The following is a 20490-nucleotide window of genomic DNA, read 5'->3' as shown; positions in this document are numbered from 1 at the left end:
TTGATTAAAGCGTTTAACCATGTTTGTTATAAAAAGAAACGGTCGAAAAGAGTCCGTAAAATTCGATAAGATCACTGCCCGCATTCAGAAACTCTCCTATGGATTGAGTCCGCTAGTAGATGTACACGATATCGCGAAAAAAACCATTGAAGGTATCTATGATGGGGTAACTACTACCGAACTGGATAACCTCGCTGCCGAAACTGCCGCCAGTCTTACTACCCGCCATCCGGATTATGCCCTGTTGGCTTCCCGGATTGCAGTGAGTAACCTGCATAAGAATACAAAGAAATCTTTCAGCGATACCATGCGGGCCTTACATCAATACATTGATGCGGCTACCGGCAAACGTATGCCCCTGATTGCAGATGATGTGATGAGTGTTATTGAAGCCAATGCAGAATTACTGGACAGCACTATTATCTATGACCGCGATTTCGGTTTTGATTATTTCGGATTCAAGACCCTGGAGAAATCCTATCTCTTGCGCATCAATGGTAAGATTGCCGAACGCCCGCAGCATTTGTACATGCGTGTAGCCATCGGTATTCACAAAGACGACCTGGAGCAGGCCATCAAAACCTATAACCTGATGAGTGAACGCTGGTTCACCCATGCTACGCCTACCCTTTTCAATGCAGGCACACCGAAGCCACAACTCTCCAGTTGTTTCCTGCTTACGATGAAAGAAGACAGTATTGATGGTATTTATGATACCCTGAAACAAACCGCCAAGATCTCACAGAGTGCGGGTGGAATCGGGCTGGCAATTCACAATATCCGGGCAACCGGTACCTATATCGGTGGCACCAATGGCACCAGCAATGGAATCATTCCGATGCTGCGAGTATTCAATGATACCGCGCGTTATGTAGACCAGGGTGGGGGTAAGCGAAAAGGGGCTTTTGCCATTTACCTGGAGCCCTGGCATGCTGATGTGTTTGAATTCCTGGATCTGCGTAAGAACCATGGCAAGGAAGAACTGCGCGCGCGCGATTTGTTTTATGCCTTGTGGATCCCGGATCTGTTTATGAAGAGGGTAGAGGACAATGGCGACTGGACATTATTCTGTCCGCATGAAGCACCCGGACTGCAGGATTGCCATGGTGCTGCTTTCGAAGAACTGTACACTACCTACGAGAAAGAAGGTCGCGGTCGCAAAACCATCAAGGCACAGGAACTCTGGTTTGCGATCCTCGATGCACAGATTGAAACCGGAACACCTTACCTTTTGTACAAGGATGCTGCGAATGCTAAATCCAACCAGCAGAACCTGGGTACGATTAAGAGTTCCAATCTCTGTACCGAGATCATGGAATATACCGACCCCAATGAAGTAGCGGTATGTAACCTGGCTTCCCTGGCATTGCCACGTTTCGTGAAAGAAGGCAAGTTTGATTTTGAAAAATTATATGAAGTAACCTACCAGGTAACACTCAATCTGAATAAGGTAATTGATATCAACTATTACCCGGTAGAGGAAGCCAAACGTTCCAATCTGCGGCATCGCCCGATTGGTTTGGGAGTACAGGGATTGGCGGATGTGTTCATCCTGCTTCGACTGCCTTTCGAATCGGAATTAGCGGCTATGCTAAACCGTAATATATTCGAGACCATCTACTTTGCTGCTATGACGGCCAGTAAAGACCTGGCCAAACAACAGGGGGCCTATGAAACCTTCCAGGGTTCTCCCTTATCGAAGGGTCAGTTCCAGTTTGATTTGTGGAAGGTGGAGCCATCCGGCAGACACGATTGGGAAACACTGCGCAACGAGGTAATTGAACACGGGGTTCGCAACTCCCTGCTGGTAGCACCGATGCCAACTGCTTCTACTTCCCAGATCCTTGGCAACAATGAATGTTTTGAGCCTTATACCTCCAATATTTACAGTCGCAGGGTGTTGAGCGGTGAATTTGTGATCGTGAACAAACACCTGCTGAAAGACCTGGTGGCATTGGGCCTGTGGGATAATGACATGAAAAACCGGATAATTGCGGCCAATGGGTCCATCCAGCAGATCACCAGCATTCCGGAAGAGATTCGTGAGTTGTATAAAACCGTATGGGAAATCAAACAGCGGACCATCATTGATATGGCGGCTGATAGAGGAGCCTATATCTGCCAGAGCCAGAGTCTGAATTTGTTTGTAAGCAATCCCACTGCCTCTAAGTTAACCTCCATGCATTTTTACGCCTGGAAAAAGGGACTGAAGACCGGCATGTATTACCTACGTACGCAGGCTGCAGCCCAGGCGGTTCAGTTTACAGTGGAAAAGCAGGGCGGACAAACTATGACACCTTTGGTTGACCAGACCCAGGTAGCGGAAGGCGCTGTCTGCACCATGCAGGATGGCTGCATCAGCTGTGGCTCATAAGGATGAAAAAAGGATACTCGAAAAACCAACCCACTTAAGCTAAAGGCCCGGATAATCCGGGCCTTTTTGTGATTCAATGATGCAATTCTGTCGGTTCATAACCGATTGATAATGCTTTCATTAGTAGTTATTAAGCGTAGGATGTACGTAGGCATACTGTAGGGTGTATGAAAGAATAGGAATCTCGCTGCATCAGACCAATTGGATTCTATTCCCGGAATTCAGGCTGAAATCCTTACTGGGACTGCATTATATTGAATGTAAGAACACAAAAATGCCTCTCTTCCGAAATATAAAAAAGGCAATTTCGAGACCATTAATTGACTCAATAGCATGAAAAATTGAATCAATTATGGGTATAATTGAATCAAAAGCAAAAAATCGAATCAGCCAAACTACCTGGCGATCTCAATTTTAACCCGCTGACCCTTGATTTTCTGCTTTTCAATCAAGGGCAGGGTGCGACTCATTTTGGATTTGCGGATGGCTACAAAGGAGAAGAAATCTTTGACTTCAATCAGACCGATATCCTCTTTTTTTAATTCACCCTGCTGGGTGAGGAATCCAACGATATCAATCTTGTTGATTTTGTTTTTCTTACCGCCAGCAATATGCAGGGTCACCCATTGGGGTTTATCAGGTACCTGCACCGTATCCGGAATATCAATCCAGCCGGAGGCGGTATCTATATAATCAGGGATATCTTCTGATGGACCCATCAATAAAATAGCAGTACCACTGGCTTCCATTCGGGCAGTTCGACCGTTCCGGTGAATAAAGGACTCCTCGCTTAGGGGTAGGTGATAGTGAATGATATACCGGATATGCGGAATATCAAGTCCGCGTGCCGCCAGGTCAGTAGTCACCAGTATATTGGAAGTGCCATTGCGAAACTTGCAAAGCGCGGCATCGCGTTCCGGTTGCTCCAATGCCCCATGATAAAATACATTCACCAGGCCTTTGTCTTTCAGGTATTCACTGGTTCTTTGCACTGCATCCCGGTGATTTAGAAATACAATGGTGGATCGGTTACCCAAATGACAAATGAGCCGGAACAGGGAATCCAGTTTATCCGCTTCGGTTGCCCGGGCCAGTTTGATTTCCAGGGCACCGGAGCTTTCGCCCGTCAGGAAATTCAGCGTGGTGGCTTTCTGCATGTGCAGGAAACGGGGCAGTTCCATCGCCTCGGTGGCGGATACCAGGATGCGTTTCTTCAAAGAAGGCAGACTACCCACCACAAAGGACATTTCTTCTTCAAATCCAAATTCTACAGATTTATCAAATTCATCCAGCACCAGGGTGTGGATGGTGTCGGTTTTAATATTCTCGCGACGGATATGATCTCCCAGTCGGCCGGGTGTACCTACAATAATGGTGGGTGCCTCCAGCAGGTTGTTTTCCTCGATCTCGCGTTTATGTCCGCCATAACAGGCTGTCACTTTCAATCCCGTCCCCATCTTTTTAGCCACGTCTTCAATTTGCAGGGCCAGTTCGCGGGAAGGGGCAATGATCAGGGCCTGGGTTCCTTTTTTATCCGGATCAATCTGATCGAGTGCGGGTAAGAGATAGGCCAGGGTTTTGCCTGATCCGGTGGCAGAAAGCAGGATGATATTATCGTGCTCGTGGTTAGCCGCCAGCGAGGCTTCCTGCATGGGATTAAGTGATTTGATCTTGAATGCTGCCAGAATCGTTTCCAGCGAATAAAAAGGAGTAGACATGGCGCAAAGCTAGTTTAGTTTGGGGGGAAGAGGCTAAATTGCCTCAAATAATCAGGCAGAACCGAATGAAAGCGGCTACGGTACACGAGATCAAGGAAGCCCTGCAGGCATTACCGCCCAACAAATTGGTGGATATTACCCTGCGGCTCGCGAAATTCAAAAAAGAGAACAAGGAGTTGCTGTCCTACCTGCTGTTTGAGTCGGAGGAAACAGATCGCTACGTGGGGGAACTTAAACTGGAAATGGAAACGGAGTTCGCCACGATGAATATTTCCCATGTCTATTTTGCCAAAAAGACCCTCCGTAAAATTCTCCGGAATGTCAACAAACAGGCACGATATATTGGTAACAAAGAATCCGAAACCGCGCTCCTGTTGCATTACCTGCGCTTGCTCAAAGATTCCGGATTGCCGGTACAAAAAACGCCGGTCCTGATGAATCTCTATCTCACGCAGTTGAAAAAAACAAAAAAGCTGATCGAGTCGCTGCACGAGGATCTGCAATACGAATACCTGCGACTCTGGAAGAAACTGGCTGCCTGATGCCCGGGGTTCTGTACTTTTAGGGCATGAAAGACTTCAAAAAATATTTCATGATACCGGTTGATCCGGAGCAATTGTATCGCACGCTGACCAACCCGGCTACGGTACAATTGTGGGCAGGTGCAGATGCGGTGATGTCAGAAGAGCCGGATTCCGAATTTTCCTTGTGGGAAGAAAGCATAGTGGGTAAAAACCTGGAGTTTGAACCGGGTAAAAAGATCGTGCAGGAATGGTATTTCGGGGATGATGCTGAGGCCCCTTCTATTGTCACCATTAAATTACACGAACACAAGCAGGGTACTTCCATGGAAGTACGCCAGACCAATATTCCGGATGATGTGTACGAGGAGATCACCGAAGGCTGGGAGCAGGTGTATATTGGTTCCCTGCTTGATTTTTATTCCGAAGGATAAGTACTGCTAACGGTGATCTGCATAGGTTTTTGCCGGCGCAATTGCTTCTGCTTCCTCCAGTGCTGCAGCAGGTACTTGTTGGTTAATCGCTTTTAGAGCTTGTTCTAACTGCTCCATCGTACGAATCCCTATCACAGCAGCACCAATTGCCGGTTTGGATAACGCAAAGTGGATAGCTATAGCTTCAGATTGTACATCATAGCGGTTAGCGATTTCCGTTAGTTGCATGCGGATCCTGTCTACTTCAGCTGCCGTATGTCCGAGATAATCCTTGCCTGCTTTATTGATCAGCATGCCGCTGGCCAAGGTTCCTCTTGCTAACACAGTTATTTTATTGGCAGCCAGTAAAGGAAGACAGCTTTCTTCCGGTCTCCGGTCCAGCATACTGTACTGCATCATGACACTGTTGATTTGGCTCTTTTCAACATATTGCCGGATCACATTCGGGCGGATGGAAGAAATGCCATAATAGCGAATCTTACCAGCTGCTTTCAGTTGTTCAAATGCTTCAATAGTTTCGTCGATGGGATCCTCAATAGTGCCACCATGTAACTGGTAGAGATCAATGCGATCTGTGTTTAATCGCTTTAAAGAAGCTTCCACTGCCTGAAGGATATACTCCTTGCGCGGGTTCCAATCCCAGCCACTGCCATCTTCCCGCCACTGATTACCAACTTTGGTGGCGATGAATACCTGGTTACGGTGAGGCTTCAGCAGGCGGCCGATCAGCTCTTCATTCGCACCCTGTTCATAGAAATCAGCCGTATCAAAATAATTGATGCCACCATCGAGGGCAGCATCAATTATGGAGGCAGCAGAAGTTTGTCCCGGTTTGAGCGACATGCACCCAAATCCGATCTGGCTTAACTGCTCTGTAGTAGTTCCCAAAAAATGATATTTCATAGTTGTTCGTTTAATGTCCGTCCATCTTCACGATCCTGGGTTGAAAGCTACCCAAAATAGATACAAGATCCGTTTGACAGGCCATCACTTCTTCCAGGTTTTTATAGGCCTGCGGCGCTTCATCCACACCTCCGCCGATCAGGCTGACCTTTGCTTCTTTCAGGGCCAGCTTCATGGCAGATTTGGTGATGGATTCATTCGCAGCTCGACGGCTCATCTGCCTACCTGCTCCATGTGAAGCAGATTGCAAAGATGCTGCCACCCCTTTTCCTTTCACAATAAAACCGGGAGCAGTCATGGAACCAGGAATGATTCCCAGTACATTTTCTCCCGCCGGTGTAGCACCTTTCCGGTGCACAATCAACTCTTCCCCGTTGATGATTTCCTTCCAGGCAAAATTGTGATGGTTCTGCACCGTGGTTACTGGTTTCTCTCCAATTGCCTTCGCAATTTTTTTGTGAATCAGTTCATGACAGGCGGCAGCATAATCACCAGCCAGGTTCATGGCAGCCCAGTATTCAGCACCTGCTTCCTCTTCAAGGTATAACCACGACAGGTGTTTGATATCCCCCTGCAAGCGGCGGGTGGAAATCGCAAGCTTTGTATAATGCTGCGCGATCTTAGCCCCCAAGGCACGGGAACCTGAATGGGACAGCAATCCCAGCCATTCACCTGCTGGCATGCCAAGTGTGCTGTCTTTCTCCTCAATTTTCACGATCCCGAATTCCACAAAGTGATTGCCGCTTCCGGAGCTGCCCAGTTGTTTCCAGGCCCGCGTGTGCAGATACTTGAGAAAAGGGATCTCGAAAAAGAGCCGGTTATCCATAACCGCATGATCCGGTGAACGGTCAAACTGTTTGCTGCTTCCAAACAGGGTTTGTTCATCCAGAATGCGTTCAAAAAAACCGGGTTTCTGGTTGAGTACAGACCCTTTTACAGCAAAGATGCTCAGCGCCATGCGGCAGCCGATATCAACCCCCACGCCATAGGGTATGACTGCATTTTTGGTGGCGAGCACACCTCCTATCGGTAATCCATAACCGTGGTGTGCATCCGGCATCAGAGCACCGGCCACGCTGATGGGTAAGCGCGCAGCCTGGTACATCTGGTGCAGGGCAGATTCTTCAATTTGTTTCCGGCCATATATATTGAAGCGGATACCCTGTGTATTCAGAGACTCCTCTACGGCCAATGGTAATTTATTTTCCATGTTTTTAATTCGTGGCCAATACCCTGCGAAACCCCATTACTTGTGTTTTTTTAGGTTCGTAGTTGGTAGCAGCCGGGTTCAATAATTCTGCCAGTGAAACCGGTGCATCGATAGTTGTTTCGATGTTCAGTTTACCAGCCAGTTGTTTTGCTTTGTCGACGCTCAGTTTGCCGAATTCATATTGGGCAATCAGTCGCCCTTTTCTTAATAGGGCAGGATCCACTAGGTGCAGTGCACTGTTAAACGTACAGATGATCTGCACATTCAGGCAATCACTCAACAAACCATCACTCAGGTTCAGCAGGTTGCTGACAGAATGATTGGATTGATAGGTACGATCCAGGATAATATTCTCCGCATCTTCAATCACCAGGATGGAATTCGGGTGTTCGATCAGCAGATCCATAAAATCCGGATTCATCAGGTTGCCTGCAACAGAAGGAGAGAGGAATAATACTTTCTTTTTCACTCTTCCAATCAGATAACGCAGGTAGGTTGTTTTACCGGTACCTGGTAATCCGTGCAGCAAAACAATTCCTTTGTCCTGCTCTTTCAGCAATCGTTCCTGGATCTTTGCATCCACTTCGATGAAATCATCGTTGTAGTAGAGATCCAGATCCAGTTCGCTGGGTTGGATGTTTAAAGGTTTCAGATCTAATCCATAACCAGTGGAATTGATAATGTATATCTGATGCTGACCTTCCTGCTTTGCAATACGAAATCCAATGATGGATTCCAGTATAGTTTCGGCTCGCAGATTTGCTTCCTGTGGGAATAAAATTTCTGCGTAATCTCTGCCCAGTTCAATCAGTATAGCGCCTTCCAATTCAAGGATGCTTAGACTGAATTCCTTTTTCTGATCCTTCCAGTTATAATAACTGCGTTGATACACCTGCAAAATCTTTCCGGCTGTGCCGCTCAATAAATAGTGCAGCACTTCACTGGTATTCATATGATTGATGAATAACACTGATGGTATGGATCCATACCGTTTTACATAGAAAGATTTCACTTCAATATAATTATCGTAGAAGAGATCATCTCCGCTTATAGCTGCTGATCTGGTCACGATAGAGCGTACGATATTTCTTATCCGCTGAATAGCGGATGCTAAAATTGTGTTCATAAAAAATTTGATTGAATCGAAATAAAAAACCCCGCTGTTTCGGCGGGGTTAATATCATGAAGTTGTTCGCTTAACGATTGGGAACAAACCACACCCCGCGCTGAAATGCACAGCCAGAAAGGCTTTCAGCGGTATGTTTACGATATGTGTTAAAGCGGGGCATTGTTCTTGTTTTTAAAATTTGTGAATGCAAAGATGGTTTAATTTTTCTGATTTCAAAATAGTTGCTGCATTTTTTTTATTGAATAATAATGCGACCGGTTTTTTCCTTTATACCATCGCGGGTAATGATATAGATATAAACACCACTAGTAAGATGGGAAGTCGGAATTGATTCTGTTGTTGTACTTAATTGTTTTTTCAATAAGGGTCTGCCTGTCATATCATACAATATCAATATCGCTGCTTCCGGATCTTTGGATAGGATGGTCAGCAGATTTCCTTTTCTTGCAGGTGATGGAAATACAAAGAAATCGTTGGTACTGAATTGGTAAACAGGTAACCAGTCAGTGTAGTATTCTGTTCCATTTCTTAGTCGAACAATAGCTCTGTACAGATTGAGTCCGTCTGTTGCAATTGCAGTTGTGGTAATTAAGCGGTTATTGCTTACTGTTATAGAATCAATCGTTTCAAATCCTGTGTTTGTTTTTTTCTGAAAACGGATGCTTGCTACCTGGTAAGTGGTGCCCAATTCAAGTTGAAGTTTTGCACTACCTGGCCCATCGGGATCTGCGAGGAAATTTTGAATATAACACTGGGTAAATTGATTTTCATATGCAAAGGCATAGGAACGTCTTCCTTCTTTTTCATTTTCAAACAGGGGTGCTACGCTAAAATGGGTGAAGGAGTTATTTTGTTTGGATTGAATCAAAATGGTATCTGTAGTAGTCGTAAATCCTTCCATATAGTTTTCTCCCAACCGGAATACTCGATACCCGATTGCCCTCGGAACGGGTGCCCAATACAAAAGGAAAGAGTCAGCGCAGTTAAAGCCGGTTACCATTCTTGTTTCATTGGAAACAGTGATGGTATCGGAAATAAGTTCTTTATTCGGAAATACAAAACGAAACTGTACCCATGGAAGGGAGTCGGGCACCCTCCAGGGAAAATTAGTTCTTGCTGGCTCAATAACACTGGAAATTAATTTCCATTCCGCGTCATAAGTTCTGTAGAAAAGCGATCCGGTTTCATTGCTGGTTGTTTCCCAACGGATGCGGTGTTGATTGCCAGGTATTAGAATATCAGCCTTTGTTGGATAGGTAATCCGGAAATGATCAAGGCTATCCAGTTGCCAGGCGATGGCAAAAGTTTGCTGTGGGGTGGATAAAGCTGTTGCCCTGACTTCAATGGTATAGGTGCCGGCTGTTGGAAGGGTAATACTGATTTGCTCCAGGTTATTCAATGAATCACGACCCCGGGTGGCGGTTTGATTGCTGGAGAGGGCAGCGGTACGATGATCCAGTACCCAGGGTAGGATAGTATTCCCATTTGGATCCACCACGCGCAGGTCCAGATCGTTTACCAGGGCAGGAAAACTGTTGGCGGTGGCAGCAGGATCATTCCAGGCAAGCGTGATCTTGCAGGTAGCTGTTTGTTCCGGCACCTGTATACTAAATCGCAGCACTGCATTTTCGGTTATACCTGCCAGTAGGTACTGGTCTGTTTGCAGGAGTTCAATGGCTTTGGCTGCATTCAGTGCCCCGTAACCGGATTGAAAATCTGGTCCCGGTGCGTTTACTTCATCTGTACTGGTGACCAATACAGCCCGGAGTAGGGCTGAGGGTGCCGGTTTGGAATGCTTGCGCTGGTATAATTCCTGCAGTAAAAGCGTGGTTCCGGATACCAGTGCCGCGGCTCCCGAGCTGCCATCTTCTCCAAAGGCAATGAGTTCCGGTTTGATGCGACCATCGTGTGCAGGTCCCCGTGAGCTGAGGGCCACCACCTGTTGCAGGGAGTCCATCGCGCCGACTACCAGGCTGTTTTTACTCATTTTGAAACTTCCGGTAAGGTTGGCCCATCCAGGTATACCGGCATAGGGGCCATCGGTGCTGGTTTCAGTTCCCCGGTTGCCTGCAGAAAAAATATGCACCAGACTGGTATCTTCATTGAGTTGCTGGTCGTAGGCAGCAGCATCCAGCCCATAAAAATTTTCTATTCCAACCCCATAGGAATGGTTCTGTACAGTAACGCCCTGGCTTCTCAGGAGGCTGGTTGCATCCGGCATCAATTCTGCAAAATCAGCAGATCGGATGCCTGCACCCCAGGCCGCCCCTTTGCCAGTGTAATAGGTATTGCCTCCACCTGCTGCAATCGTAGCCATATTGGTGGCATGGGTTTCCATCTCTGGGGCAGCATTTATGGAGGGGAGCCATCTTCCTTGGAAATCAATATCTGCTGTATCAGGTTTACTTTCTTTGATGGAGATCACCTGGTTCCTGCCCGAGAGTTCAGGAAACCAGAAGTGGGCGGCATTGAGTTTATTGGCGCTGAGGTCGAACCCGGTTAATTCTCTTTCGGTTCTGGCTTTCCGGTAGCGGGTCACCTGTTCAATGGCGGGTGATTTCAACAACTCCGGCAGCTGGGAGGGATTCATCTTTACAACAAAAATTGACCAGGCGGAATTGGTTCTCAGGATGCGCAGTTTGCCTTCCTGCTCCAACGATTTTAATTCAGTAGCAGAGGTGGTTTTAAGAATCAACTCCAGGTCCTGACTCCCCCTGGTTATGCCTGGATAGTCGGCCAGCAAATCGGGGGATAGTTTCCAGAGATCATTAACCGGCCGGAGCTTAGGGATGGTTTTTTTTGAATTCGGGACCTCATCGCGGTAGCGAACAATAAACCCGGAGGGGGATAGCCTTCTTAGAATGAGTACATCGGGTGGAACAGTTGTAGCTTCCAATAGAAAAAATCGACCGCTGGTAGCAGAATCCAGCAATCGTTCTGTTCCGGGTAGATGCTTTTCTTCCTGTGCCTGTACGTGCAGGGTCAGGACAAAAAATAGGAGCAGGGAACAGGTTGCCTTCATATACTTGGTGTAATCTAAAATAGGAAATCCGGACTGGATCTGACTGTGCAACACAGATGCAAAAATATTTATACTTATCTAGTACTTTAACAGTATTTTAAGTTTCTAAAAACACACACACCTATGTTGAACAAATTTTATGTTGCAGCTGCTGCTGTGCTGCTATTCAGTGCTACCTCCTGTCAGAAAAACGACGCCCCCGTACAGGAAGAAACCATCACCAATGATGTGATTAACAGCGTAAAAGCGATGGGCTTCTCAACCCAGAACATCATGGCCACAGAAGGGGGTTATATCGTGGAAGGCGATATTTTCATTCCAGGTTCAGATTTGAAACGCGCTCACAATGGAACCATTTTGCGGGTGGGAGAATCTGAGCAGTACCGCACGACCAACCTGGTTACCGGATTGCCCAGGGTTGTTACTATTTCAGTGGATCCTGCACTGCCAAGTTCTTATGTAGCAGCTACTGATGAGGCAATCGCCCGTTTCAATGCGGAAAATTTACAGCTCAGCTTCCAGCGCGTTAGTTCAGGAGCCAGCATTGCTATTAAAGCTGCACCCCGAAATGCACGTTACCTGGCTTCCGCAGGATTTCCGACCAGCAATGGAAATCCTTACAACCAGGTTTTAGTTGCTACCCGCCAGATCGGTAACCAGCCCCAAGCTACTGTTGCTACCATCCTGGCACATGAAATTGGCCATTGCATTGGCTTCCGTCACACCGATTACATGGATCGCTCCTATAGCTGCGGTGGTTCAACTGCTAATGAAGGCGCTTCAACCGTGGGTGCTATTCTGATTCCCGGTACACCAGCCGGACCGGATCCCAATTCCTGGATGCTGGCTTGTATTGGCAGCGGTCAGAACAGACCTTTCAATAACAATGATAAAACGGCATTGGCTTTCTTATACTAACACTCACCATCCGTACTTGCATGAAGGAGGCCGTTCGTAGTACACGAACGGCCTCTCTTTATGGGAACCAACCTCAACCTCTCAACTTACTGAATGCTATAGTATCCTTTTCTTACCGGAGAGATATCACCGATTACCACGATGGTGGTGGGGGCTGGTAATTTCTCATTGTTCCGGCCGATGGAGTAATAGCCTTTTTTAACTTCCGGGGCTTTCCTGCTCAGGGTGGTTTCGCTTACCGGCTGCTTATTGGAAGGCAGTTCAGCTGCCTTGTTTTTCATGGAATAAAATCCTTTCTGCGCAGCTTTTACTGGTAGTTTGTCCTGTGCCATTGTTGTTCCGAATGTCAATGCTGCTATTAAAAGAGTACATGTAATCTTTTTCATGGTGTTTATTTGATAAATAAAAAATGAGATACGGGGGTGCCTGAGCGTCATCTGATCAGATGCGTCAGTTAAATAAAGTAGTGAGACCAGCCTAAATCAGGAAACTTCGATGTTGCAGATAGAGAGGAGCTCCTGGTGCATAATGAACATTGGTGCTGAGCTGCTCCTGTTTTGCAGGATTGGTTGAACCAACCGCTTGTACACGAACAGAGGTTGATACCGGCAATTGAGCTGCCTGCACCCTGTTTCGGTAATGAATGAAATGCTCCTCCTGCTTTTCTTCCGTGGCAGATCGTTGATCTCCACTATTGGTAAGTTCAGTCAGGGAAGCAGGATCCACCAATTGCTGAATGGCTGCTCCCGGCAAACTTGCCAACAGGAACAGAAGACCGAGCAATATGGTTAGTACCTTTTTCATTTTTTGATTATGCAAAGATACTAGCCCCCAGTCGCTTACTTATTTAGATTTTTGTTAAATCGTTTCACCCGTCCGGTGCCACCGGACGGGTGGGGGTTATTGGGTGAATTGGCGCAGGAACTGCCGGGTTAGGATACCGGATTGCTTGAGATCGGTTTCTTTCCAGCCCCCTTCGGAGGAGGCGGAGGGATACAAAACAGAGCAGGTTTCATCCTTATCTGAAACCGACCAGGTTACCCAGCTGATCTTGTTTTTCTCTGACCAGTCGATCCAGCGCTTCCATTCTTCTTCATTCAGCGGACCATTGCCTGTTGCTTCCATGCCGGCGGATTCGGATATAAAAAGTGGAATCCCTTTCGACAGCGCATACTCACCCCGATCGCGCAGAAACTGCTTATGCGTAGCAGCATAATAATGCAGCGTATACATAATATTGGTCTGTCCCTTTATCGGATCATCCGCAACAAGGTGCAGATCCTGGTCCCAATGCGGATTACCCACCAGTATAATGTTATCGGTATCAATGGCACGGATGGTCTTAATCAACTCAACAGAATACCCTTTCACTTCTTCCCAGCTTTCCTGGTCCGGCTCATTGAAAATTTCATAAATGATATGTGGGTACTTGCCATAACGAGTTGCTATCTCTTTAAAAAATGCTTTTGCTTCTTCCAGTTGAATATTGTGCGAATGCCAGTCGACTATCACATAGATGTTTTGCTCAATCGCTGCCTTAATTACAGTTTCAATGGCTTTCAGGGATGTCGCTTTCGCATGCAGGTATCCGTTAGGTTTGGGTTCAATCCCCATCGCAGCACGCACCAGATCTGCTTTCCAGTCTTCGTGTAACCATTTCACAGCTCCGGCAGTATAAAACCGGGGCCAGAAATTATGCCACCCAAAACTCATACCCCTTAGAATAATGGGCTGTCCCTGCTGATCACAGAGTTGGGTTCCGATTACTTGTAGCTGCCCATATTTTTTAACGGGTTGGGCAAGGAGGAGAGTAGGCAGAAAAATCAGAACAAGAAAAGTATAGCGGCGCATGCATCGTTGTTTGGTGAACAGTAAGTTCCAAAAAAAACACCACATTGCTGTGGTGTTGAATTTATTGGCCACCCGTCCGGTGCCACCGGACGGGTAAAGGGAAAAGCTTATCCGAAGGCCTGGGTGATATCGTCCTTGATATCATCAATATGTTCGATACCCAGGGAGATACGCAGCAATCCGGGCTCAACTCCCGCAGATTTCTGTTCCGCCTCACTTAATTGTTCATGGGTAGTAGTGGCCGGATGAATGATCAGGGTTTTCGCATCACCCACATTCGCAAGGTGACTGATCAGCTCGAGTTTGTTCACAAACGCATCAGCTGCTTCCTTACCCCCTTTGATTTTGAAAGACAATACCCCACCAAATCCATTGCGCAGGTATTTCTTCGCCAGTGCGTGGTATTTGTTATTCTTGAGTCCGGGGTAGTTGACATATTCCACCTGGGGTTGCTTTTCCAGCCATTCCGCCAGTTCCATAGCATTATCCACGGTGCGCTGTACCCGCAAGCTCAGTGTTTCCAGTCCCTGCAGGAAAAGGAAAGAGTTAAACGGACTCACAGCAGGCCCCAGACTTCTCAATCCGGTTACCCTTGCCCGTATGATAAAGGCGATGTTGCCAAATGGTCCGCCAGAGCCGAAGATGTCCCAGAATTTCATGCCATGATAAGCTTCATCCGGTTCTGTGAAGTATGGAAACTTGCCATTGCCCCAATTGAAATTGCCTGCATCCACAATAATTCCCCCGATGCTGTTTCCATGTCCGCCAATCCACTTGGTTGCTGATTCAACAATTACATTCGCGCCAAAATCAATAGGGCGACAGAGATAACCTGCTGCTCCAAATGTATTGTCCACGATCAATGGGATATTGTGTTTTTTGGCGATGTCCGACAGACGCTCAAAATCAGGAATGCTGAACCCGGGGTTGCCGATGGTTTCCACATACAGGGCCTTAGTGCGGGCATCAATTTTGGATTCAAAATCAGCAGGATCATCTCCGTTGGCAAATCTAACCTCGAAGCCTAAGCGCTTAAAGCTCACCTTGAACTGGTTGTAGGTGCCGCCATATAGAAAAGAAGAGGACACGATATTATCACCCTGCTGCAGGATATTCTGGAAAGTGATGAACTGTGCTGATTGTCCGGATGCCATGGCCAATGCTGCCACCCCTCCTTCCAAAGCCGCTACCCGTTTTTCAAATACATCCGTAGTGGGATTCATCAGGCGGGTATAGATATTACCAAACTCCCGCAGTCCGAACAGATTTGCTGCATGTTCAGCACTGTCAAATACAAAAGAGGTTGTTTGGTAAATAGGTACCACCCTGGACTTGGTTACCGGATCAGCTTCCTGCCCGGCATGCACCTGCAGGGTTTCAAATCGGAGTTGCTTGGCCATAGTTTGTTTTTTTGAATGTCTACAAATATACTAGGAATTCTAAATCAAGTGTACGATTGATCAGGATCAGTTTTTAAGGAGTGTATAGATTCTACTTTTAAACCTATGAAAAAGTTTCTGCTTGTACTGGATGGATTTCAACTTTCTATGGGAACGGTTGATTTTGCGATCCGCCTGGCTCAGTCGGAGCAGGCTCAGCTGGTGGGTTTATTTCCGGAGGAGCCAACTTATCGCAGTTATGACATGTACAAGGTGATCATGGGGGCCAGTGATGTAGACCAAACGGTGGAAAATCTCGACAAGCTGGATGAAGCCAAAAGAGAGGAAGCTGTGAGTCAGTTTCAGTCTGCCTGTGAAAAAGCAGGAATCACATTTTCTATTCACCGCGATAAAAGATTGGCAGATCGGGTGATTCTTGAAGAAAGCACCTATGCAGATTTACTCATTATCTGCAAACAGGAACGCTTCTCGATGGCAGAAGAAGTTATCCCATCTGTCTTTTTACAGAAACTGATGGCTTCCAGTTTTTGTCCCGTTTTGATCCTTCCCCTTTCTTACCAGCCGGTGGATGAAGTGTTTGTGTTGTATGATGGGAAACCATCGGCTGTATTTGCAGCTAAACATTTCCGTTATATCCTGCCAGGAATGGCAACCAGCTCCAAAATTCAGATTGTCAACGTAAAGCAGGAAAGCGAATCCAGTCACCTCCCCAATAACAAACTGATGCGTGATTTTGTTAGCAGATTTTTCCCCAACGCCACCTATACTCAACTGAGAGGATCAGCTGAAGAGCAGATCAAAGGGTATGTTCGCAACAACAGCGGCAACGAATTACTGGTTGTTGGTGCATACAGGAGATCTGATCTTTCACGATGGTTTAAGGCCAGTATGGCTGATACGCTGATAAAAGAGTTAAACAATCCGGTCTTTATTGCTCACCATTAAATTAGTAGTATGCTGAAACGATTTTTAGTTCCCACCGATTTTTCCCCCACCTCCGAAAGGGCCTTCCGATATGCGCTGGAACTGGCATCCAGAACAGGTGGTACGGTGGTGCTGTATCATTTGTATTCCCCTGTAGAGTCGGGTTATATTGATAATATGACCAAACTCTCTGCCTATAATCAACAGATGGAAGCCGACCTGGTGAAAGAGCTCAACCGGCTGGCGGACAAATACAAGGGAAATTATCCCGGACTGAATATCTCAACCGTACTCGGGCGATCTCCGGTGGTGAATAATATCCTGGGCTTTGCCGAACACAATGCCATTGATATGATTGTCATGGGTACACAGGGGGCAAGTGGCTTGAAAAAAGCATTGGTGGGTACCATCGCCTCCCGGGTAATTGAAAAAAGTGATTTGCCCGTGCTAATGATCCCGGAACGATATGAGTGGAAATTACCTAAGACCCTGGTGCTGGCCACCGACTACCAGGCTGCTGATAAACTTGCTTTACCACTCTTATCCGGAATAGCCAATCTATTTGATGCTTCGGTTACTGTTACCCGTTTGATGGATGGCCATATCACCCCGGATGATGCCCGCCTGGAGCAGGAGCGTTTTGATGCATATGCTGCCCGATTGCAGGAGGAGTTTGCTGACCAGCCAATGGAGTTTAAATTGATACGAACTTCTTCCATAGTGGATGCGATGGAGCGCCTGGATGATGATATCCCCTACGACCTGCTGGCCCTGGTTCGCAGGAAAAAGAACTTTTTACAAAAATTCCTCTTTGAAAGTTTTACCCGGCATATGGCCTATCTCACCAATCATCCTTTCCTGATGGTGCCAGATAGCGAATAATTTTTTTTGGTACTGAATGGGAGTTTTTCGATTTCGGCGGTCTGAATAGAGAAGCTTGTGATATGAAAAATTTCCATTTTGTTCTGATGGCTGCTCTGTTCAGCTTTGTTTTCGCGTGTAAATCACCATCCCTGAAAGATAGTATTGATTCCAGTTTCAAGGTGGCGGCCCAGCGATACGACAGTCTGCTTGCAACGGCAACTGACCTTTCCCGTTATCCGCATTCGTTTACACCTAAAGGTGAGCTCTTCTATTTTGGAATCGACGAATGGACAGGTGGCTTTTGGCCCGGCGCCCTCTGGTATATGTATGAATATACCGGTGATGTAAAATGGAAAGAGGCAGCTCTCAAATGGACCGCCTCCCTGGAATCGAACCAGTATAATACCAAACACCACGATATTGGTTTTATGATGTTTTCCAGTTATGGAAATGGACTGCGAATCACAGGAGATACCTCTTATAAACCCATTCTTATTCAGTCTGCGAAATCACTTTGCCAGCGTTATTCTCCCATTGTTGGAAGTATTCAATCCTGGAATGCCAGACCTTCCATTGATAAAAAGAACCTGTGGAATTTCCCGGTAATCATGGATAACATGATGAACCTGGAACTGCTCTTCTGGGCTGCCAAAGAAACAGGTGATACCGGTTTTTACAACATTGCCGTTCAACACGCAAAGACCACGCAGAAAAATCACATACGTAAAGATTATGGCTCCTATCATGTTGTGAATTATGATACAATAACAGGTGAAGTCCTGCATCGTCAGACCCTGCAGGGTTTTTCAGATGAATCAACCTGGGCACGCGGACAGGCATGGGGCATCTATGGTTTTACAACTGTTTATCGCTTTACCAAAGACAGCAGTTTTTTGACTACTGCGAAAGGACTGGCTGACTTTTTCCTAAAGCATAAGAACCTTCCAACTGATAAGGTTCCGCTATGGGATTTTAATGTTGGTGAAGAGGGATACCAGCCCGATTGGAATTTTGATCCATCAAAATTTCCTGAAACTCCCCGGGATGCTTCTGCTGCTGCCATTGCTGCGTCTGCCCTGTTGGAATTAAGTGATTATTGCAGTGGTGAAGAACAGCAATATTATAAAAATGCTGCAAGCGATATCCTGGTTTCACTCAGCAAGGAACCTTATCTGAATACCGACAAAGCCAACCCTTATTTTGTTTTAAAAAACTGTGTTGGGAATTTGCCGGCAGGAAGAGAAATCAATGTGCCACTTATTTATGCAGATTATTATTTTCTGGAAGCCATGCATCGCTGGCTGGCAAGAAATAAATAGTCATTGCAACGTGTTCGGAAATACAATACATTTGAATTTAACTACCGAATGCCCCTGGAAAATCTGACCATACTAACCGACGCTGAATTACTTGAAGCCCTGAAAACCGATAACAGTCTGGCGTTTGATACACTCTATGAACGTTATTGGCTGATCGCTTACCAGGCTGCCTTCAAAAGACTGCGGGATGAATCAGCAGCAGAGGATATTACCCAGGACATCTTCCTTCAACTTTGGCTTCGGCGGCAGGAATTGCAAATCGAATACCTGAAATCTTACCTGTTAACTTCCGTTCGCAACAATGTGTTGAAGCGGATGGAAAAGGAAAACAGGATCTTACCTGTTGATAAACTCCTGGAAGAAATCACCATCCAGAAAGGCGCTGCAGATGCGGCTCTCATTGAAAAAGAATTAAAGCGTTTATACGAAAACGTAATCTCCGGCCTTCCAAAGGCACAGCAGCAAATCTTCCGGATGCGGTACGAACAGGACTTGAGTACAGCAGAAATTGCTGAGCAACTTCAGTTATCCAGAAAGACGGTTCAGAACCAATTGGGAAAATCAGTTCAACAGTTGAAGGAATCGCTCTTATTCTGGGCCATACTTTTCTTTATGAAATAAAGTTCCCATTCGCATGGGATTTTTTTCAAGTTTCCGGTCTATATAGAAAGTGTTGTAACGTATGGATCACTCTTTTTTACGTGGGTTATTAAAAAAATACCGGGAAGGCAATGCGAGTCCGGATGAAATTGAACTCTTACATACCTATTACGACGCATTTGAATTAATGGAGCCCGATCCAACAAATTCTGAGGAACAACTCAATGAACGAAAGGGTCGGATCAAATATGCCATCGATCATGCTATTGCACACCAGGAACAGGTACTGCCTGTTCGTAGGTTGCGACTTCGTAGCTGGCTGATTGCAGCCGGACTGGTACTGGCCGCAGGATCCGGTATTTTCTGGTGGATGCAAAACAGCACCTCGGGGCCAAAGGTTGCAGACGTTCAATCAACTCCTGTGAGCACAGATGTTACACCTGGAACTAACCGCGCAGTACTTGTGCTGGCGGATGGTTCATCCCTTTTACTGGATGATGCACAAAAAGGTGAGTTATCCCGCCAGGCAAATGCCATCATCAACAAAACAGCAGATGGTCAGATTGTGTATGAAAACCAGGCAGCCAATGAACCGGCTCCACTTGTGTATAATACGATCTCTACTCCAAGGGCAGGTCAATACCGGCTGACCCTGACCGATGGTACTAAAGTATGGTTGAATGCAGCAACCAGTCTGCAATTCCCGGCAAGTTTTAATGGGAAGGAACGTCGCGTGAAATTAACAGGTGAAGCTTATTTTGAAGTAGCCCAGAATGCAGCTCAGCCTTTTATTGTCGAAACACCTTACCAGACCGTGGAGGTGCTGGGTACCCATTTCAACGTGAATGCCTATAAAGATGAGGCGCTTTCCCGCACTACCCTGCTGGAAGGAAAGGTGAAAGTACAATCCGGAACCTCCAGCCAGGTGATTAAACCAGGTCAGCAGGCAGCTTGCATACAGGCAGGAAGCATTCAAATTAATGAAGCAGATACCGAGGAAGCGGTTGCCTGGAAGAATGGTTATTTCAAATTCAATAAGGCCGATATAAAAACGATCATGCGCCAGTTAGAAAGATGGTATGATGTAGAAGTGGAATACTATGGTGCTGTACCAACAGATCTCTTTGTAGGTAAGATCAACCGGAGTGAAAATATCTCCGGTGTGTTAAGGATACTTGAACTGAGTAAAGTACAATTCAAAATTGAAAACCGAAAGATAATTGTAGGAAGTAAATAACGAATTAATCAACTGATACAAAAAACCGGAAGTGCTACCAACACAACCGGTTTTGACCCTTTCAGG

At 46.3% G+C, this 20490-nt stretch carries 18 protein-coding genes; 9 read left to right on the top strand and 9 right to left on the bottom strand.

Going from position 1 to position 20490, the window contains the following annotated elements:
• Nucleotides 1-19: 19 nt before the first annotated feature.
• Nucleotides 20-2374 carry a ribonucleoside-diphosphate reductase subunit alpha gene (locus MD536_RS09655; protein WP_239598358.1) on the top strand — a complete coding sequence of 785 codons (2355 nt, stop codon included), beginning with the start codon at nt 20-22 and terminating at the stop codon, nt 2372-2374.
• 395 nt (nt 2375-2769) lie between these two features.
• On the opposite strand, the gene MD536_RS09650 is transcribed toward MD536_RS09655, so the two are convergent.
• Nucleotides 2770-4092, bottom strand: coding sequence for a DEAD/DEAH box helicase (locus MD536_RS09650; protein ID WP_239598357.1), 1323 nt, complete (start codon nt 4090-4092; stop codon nt 2770-2772).
• Nucleotides 4093-4157: 65 nt separating this feature from the next.
• Here MD536_RS09650 and MD536_RS09645 point away from each other — a divergent pair, with 65 nt between their 5' ends.
• The gene (locus tag MD536_RS09645) at nt 4158-4634 is read left to right on the top strand and encodes a hypothetical protein (RefSeq protein ID WP_239598350.1); all 477 of its coding nucleotides are present in this window, start codon (nt 4158-4160) and stop codon (nt 4632-4634) included.
• A gap of 26 nt (nt 4635-4660) precedes the next feature.
• Nucleotides 4661-5047, top strand: a complete 387-nt coding sequence (locus MD536_RS09640; protein ID WP_239598348.1) for an SRPBCC domain-containing protein — start codon at nt 4661-4663, stop codon at nt 5045-5047.
• Between the two features lie 6 nt (nt 5048-5053).
• Here MD536_RS09640 and MD536_RS09635 read toward each other — a convergent pair whose 3' ends face one another.
• The 4 genes from MD536_RS09635 to MD536_RS09620 form a co-directional block, all read right to left on the bottom strand.
• Nucleotides 5054-5950: an aldo/keto reductase gene (locus MD536_RS09635; RefSeq protein WP_239598346.1), complete on the bottom strand. Its 897-nt coding sequence runs from the start codon at nt 5948-5950 to the stop codon at nt 5054-5056.
• A gap of 10 nt (nt 5951-5960) precedes the next feature.
• On the bottom strand, nt 5961-7160 hold the full coding sequence (locus MD536_RS09630) for an RtcB family protein (protein WP_239598345.1): 1200 nt from the start codon (nt 7158-7160) through the stop codon (nt 5961-5963).
• A 4-nt stretch (nt 7161-7164) separates the two neighbouring features.
• A complete protein-coding gene (locus MD536_RS09625) occupies nt 7165-8286 on the bottom strand; it encodes an AAA family ATPase (RefSeq protein ID WP_239598343.1) in 1122 nt (373 codons plus the stop codon).
• Nucleotides 8287-8524: 238 nt separating this feature from the next.
• Complete coding sequence (locus MD536_RS09620; RefSeq protein WP_239598341.1) at nt 8525-11311, bottom strand: S8 family serine peptidase; 2787 nt, start codon at nt 11309-11311, stop codon at nt 8525-8527.
• A gap of 123 nt (nt 11312-11434) precedes the next feature.
• Here MD536_RS09620 and MD536_RS09615 point away from each other — a divergent pair, with 123 nt between their 5' ends.
• Complete coding sequence (locus MD536_RS09615; protein ID WP_239598339.1) at nt 11435-12229, top strand: M57 family metalloprotease; 795 nt, start codon at nt 11435-11437, stop codon at nt 12227-12229.
• An 86-nt stretch (nt 12230-12315) separates the two neighbouring features.
• Here the strand turns inward: MD536_RS09615 and MD536_RS09610 are convergent, their stop codons facing one another.
• The 4 genes from MD536_RS09610 to MD536_RS09595 all read right to left on the bottom strand — a co-directional run bounded on the left by MD536_RS09610 (nt 12316) and on the right by MD536_RS09595 (nt 15480).
• Nucleotides 12316-12615 carry a hypothetical protein gene (locus MD536_RS09610; protein ID WP_239598337.1) on the bottom strand — a complete coding sequence of 100 codons (300 nt, stop codon included), beginning with the start codon at nt 12613-12615 and terminating at the stop codon, nt 12316-12318.
• Between the two features lie 91 nt (nt 12616-12706).
• Nucleotides 12707-13033 carry a hypothetical protein gene (locus tag MD536_RS09605; RefSeq protein ID WP_239598335.1) on the bottom strand — a complete coding sequence of 109 codons (327 nt, stop codon included), beginning with the start codon at nt 13031-13033 and terminating at the stop codon, nt 12707-12709.
• A gap of 96 nt (nt 13034-13129) precedes the next feature.
• Nucleotides 13130-14080, bottom strand: coding sequence for a glycoside hydrolase family 5 protein (locus MD536_RS09600; protein WP_239598333.1), 951 nt, complete (start codon nt 14078-14080; stop codon nt 13130-13132).
• A 107-nt stretch (nt 14081-14187) separates the two neighbouring features.
• On the bottom strand, nt 14188-15480 hold the full coding sequence (locus MD536_RS09595) for an O-acetylhomoserine aminocarboxypropyltransferase/cysteine synthase family protein (protein WP_239598331.1): 1293 nt from the start codon (nt 15478-15480) through the stop codon (nt 14188-14190).
• Nucleotides 15481-15585: 105 nt separating this feature from the next.
• On the opposite strand from MD536_RS09595, the gene MD536_RS09590 reads away from it, so the two are divergent.
• The 5 genes from MD536_RS09590 to MD536_RS09570 all read left to right on the top strand — a co-directional run bounded on the left by MD536_RS09590 (nt 15586) and on the right by MD536_RS09570 (nt 20424).
• Nucleotides 15586-16425 carry a universal stress protein gene (locus tag MD536_RS09590; protein ID WP_239598329.1) on the top strand — a complete coding sequence of 280 codons (840 nt, stop codon included), beginning with the start codon at nt 15586-15588 and terminating at the stop codon, nt 16423-16425.
• A 9-nt stretch (nt 16426-16434) separates the two neighbouring features.
• Nucleotides 16435-17286 (top strand): universal stress protein, encoded by an 852-nt coding sequence (locus MD536_RS09585; RefSeq protein ID WP_239598323.1) that lies wholly within the window; start codon nt 16435-16437, stop codon nt 17284-17286.
• Between the two features lie 62 nt (nt 17287-17348).
• A complete protein-coding gene (locus MD536_RS09580) occupies nt 17349-18587 on the top strand; it encodes a glycoside hydrolase family 88 protein (protein ID WP_239598321.1) in 1239 nt (412 codons plus the stop codon).
• Nucleotides 18588-18635: 48 nt separating this feature from the next.
• Nucleotides 18636-19208, top strand: a complete 573-nt coding sequence (locus MD536_RS09575) for an RNA polymerase sigma factor (RefSeq protein ID WP_239598319.1) — start codon at nt 18636-18638, stop codon at nt 19206-19208.
• Nucleotides 19209-19269: 61 nt separating this feature from the next.
• Nucleotides 19270-20424, top strand: coding sequence for a FecR family protein (locus MD536_RS09570; RefSeq protein WP_239598318.1), 1155 nt, complete (start codon nt 19270-19272; stop codon nt 20422-20424).
• The last annotated feature ends 66 nt before the right edge of the window (nt 20425-20490 follow it).

It is taken from the genome of Flavihumibacter cheonanensis (assembly GCF_022352215.1).
Taxonomy (GTDB): Bacteria; Bacteroidota; Bacteroidia; order Chitinophagales; family Chitinophagaceae; genus Flavihumibacter; species Flavihumibacter cheonanensis.
Note: the sequence above shows the minus strand (reverse complement) of the source record. Positions and strands in the feature narration are given on the sequence as shown.

What these genes read in the sequence shown, in the direction of transcription:
- MD536_RS09655 (WP_239598358.1), top strand. Translation starts at nt 20, where the DNA reads ATGTTTGTTATAAAAAGAAACGGTCGAAAAGAGTCCGTAAAATTCGAT.
- MD536_RS09650 (WP_239598357.1), bottom strand. Translation starts at nt 4,092, where the DNA reads ATGTCTACTCCTTTTTATTCGCTGGAAACGATTCTGGCAGCATTCAAG.
- MD536_RS09645 (WP_239598350.1), top strand. Translation starts at nt 4,158, where the DNA reads ATGAAAGCGGCTACGGTACACGAGATCAAGGAAGCCCTGCAGGCATTA.
- MD536_RS09640 (WP_239598348.1), top strand. Translation starts at nt 4,661, where the DNA reads ATGAAAGACTTCAAAAAATATTTCATGATACCGGTTGATCCGGAGCAA.
- MD536_RS09635 (WP_239598346.1), bottom strand. Translation starts at nt 5,950, where the DNA reads ATGAAATATCATTTTTTGGGAACTACTACAGAGCAGTTAAGCCAGATC.
- MD536_RS09630 (WP_239598345.1), bottom strand. Translation starts at nt 7,160, where the DNA reads ATGGAAAATAAATTACCATTGGCCGTAGAGGAGTCTCTGAATACACAG.
- MD536_RS09625 (WP_239598343.1), bottom strand. Translation starts at nt 8,286, where the DNA reads ATGAACACAATTTTAGCATCCGCTATTCAGCGGATAAGAAATATCGTA.
- MD536_RS09620 (WP_239598341.1), bottom strand. Translation starts at nt 11,311, where the DNA reads ATGAAGGCAACCTGTTCCCTGCTCCTATTTTTTGTCCTGACCCTGCAC.
- MD536_RS09615 (WP_239598339.1), top strand. Translation starts at nt 11,435, where the DNA reads ATGTTGAACAAATTTTATGTTGCAGCTGCTGCTGTGCTGCTATTCAGT.
- MD536_RS09610 (WP_239598337.1), bottom strand. Translation starts at nt 12,615, where the DNA reads ATGAAAAAGATTACATGTACTCTTTTAATAGCAGCATTGACATTCGGA.
- MD536_RS09605 (WP_239598335.1), bottom strand. Translation starts at nt 13,033, where the DNA reads ATGAAAAAGGTACTAACCATATTGCTCGGTCTTCTGTTCCTGTTGGCA.
- MD536_RS09600 (WP_239598333.1), bottom strand. Translation starts at nt 14,080, where the DNA reads ATGCGCCGCTATACTTTTCTTGTTCTGATTTTTCTGCCTACTCTCCTC.
- MD536_RS09595 (WP_239598331.1), bottom strand. Translation starts at nt 15,480, where the DNA reads ATGGCCAAGCAACTCCGATTTGAAACCCTGCAGGTGCATGCCGGGCAG.
- MD536_RS09590 (WP_239598329.1), top strand. Translation starts at nt 15,586, where the DNA reads ATGAAAAAGTTTCTGCTTGTACTGGATGGATTTCAACTTTCTATGGGA.
- MD536_RS09585 (WP_239598323.1), top strand. Translation starts at nt 16,435, where the DNA reads ATGCTGAAACGATTTTTAGTTCCCACCGATTTTTCCCCCACCTCCGAA.
- MD536_RS09580 (WP_239598321.1), top strand. Translation starts at nt 17,349, where the DNA reads ATGAAAAATTTCCATTTTGTTCTGATGGCTGCTCTGTTCAGCTTTGTT.
- MD536_RS09575 (WP_239598319.1), top strand. Translation starts at nt 18,636, where the DNA reads ATGCCCCTGGAAAATCTGACCATACTAACCGACGCTGAATTACTTGAA.
- MD536_RS09570 (WP_239598318.1), top strand. Translation starts at nt 19,270, where the DNA reads ATGGATCACTCTTTTTTACGTGGGTTATTAAAAAAATACCGGGAAGGC.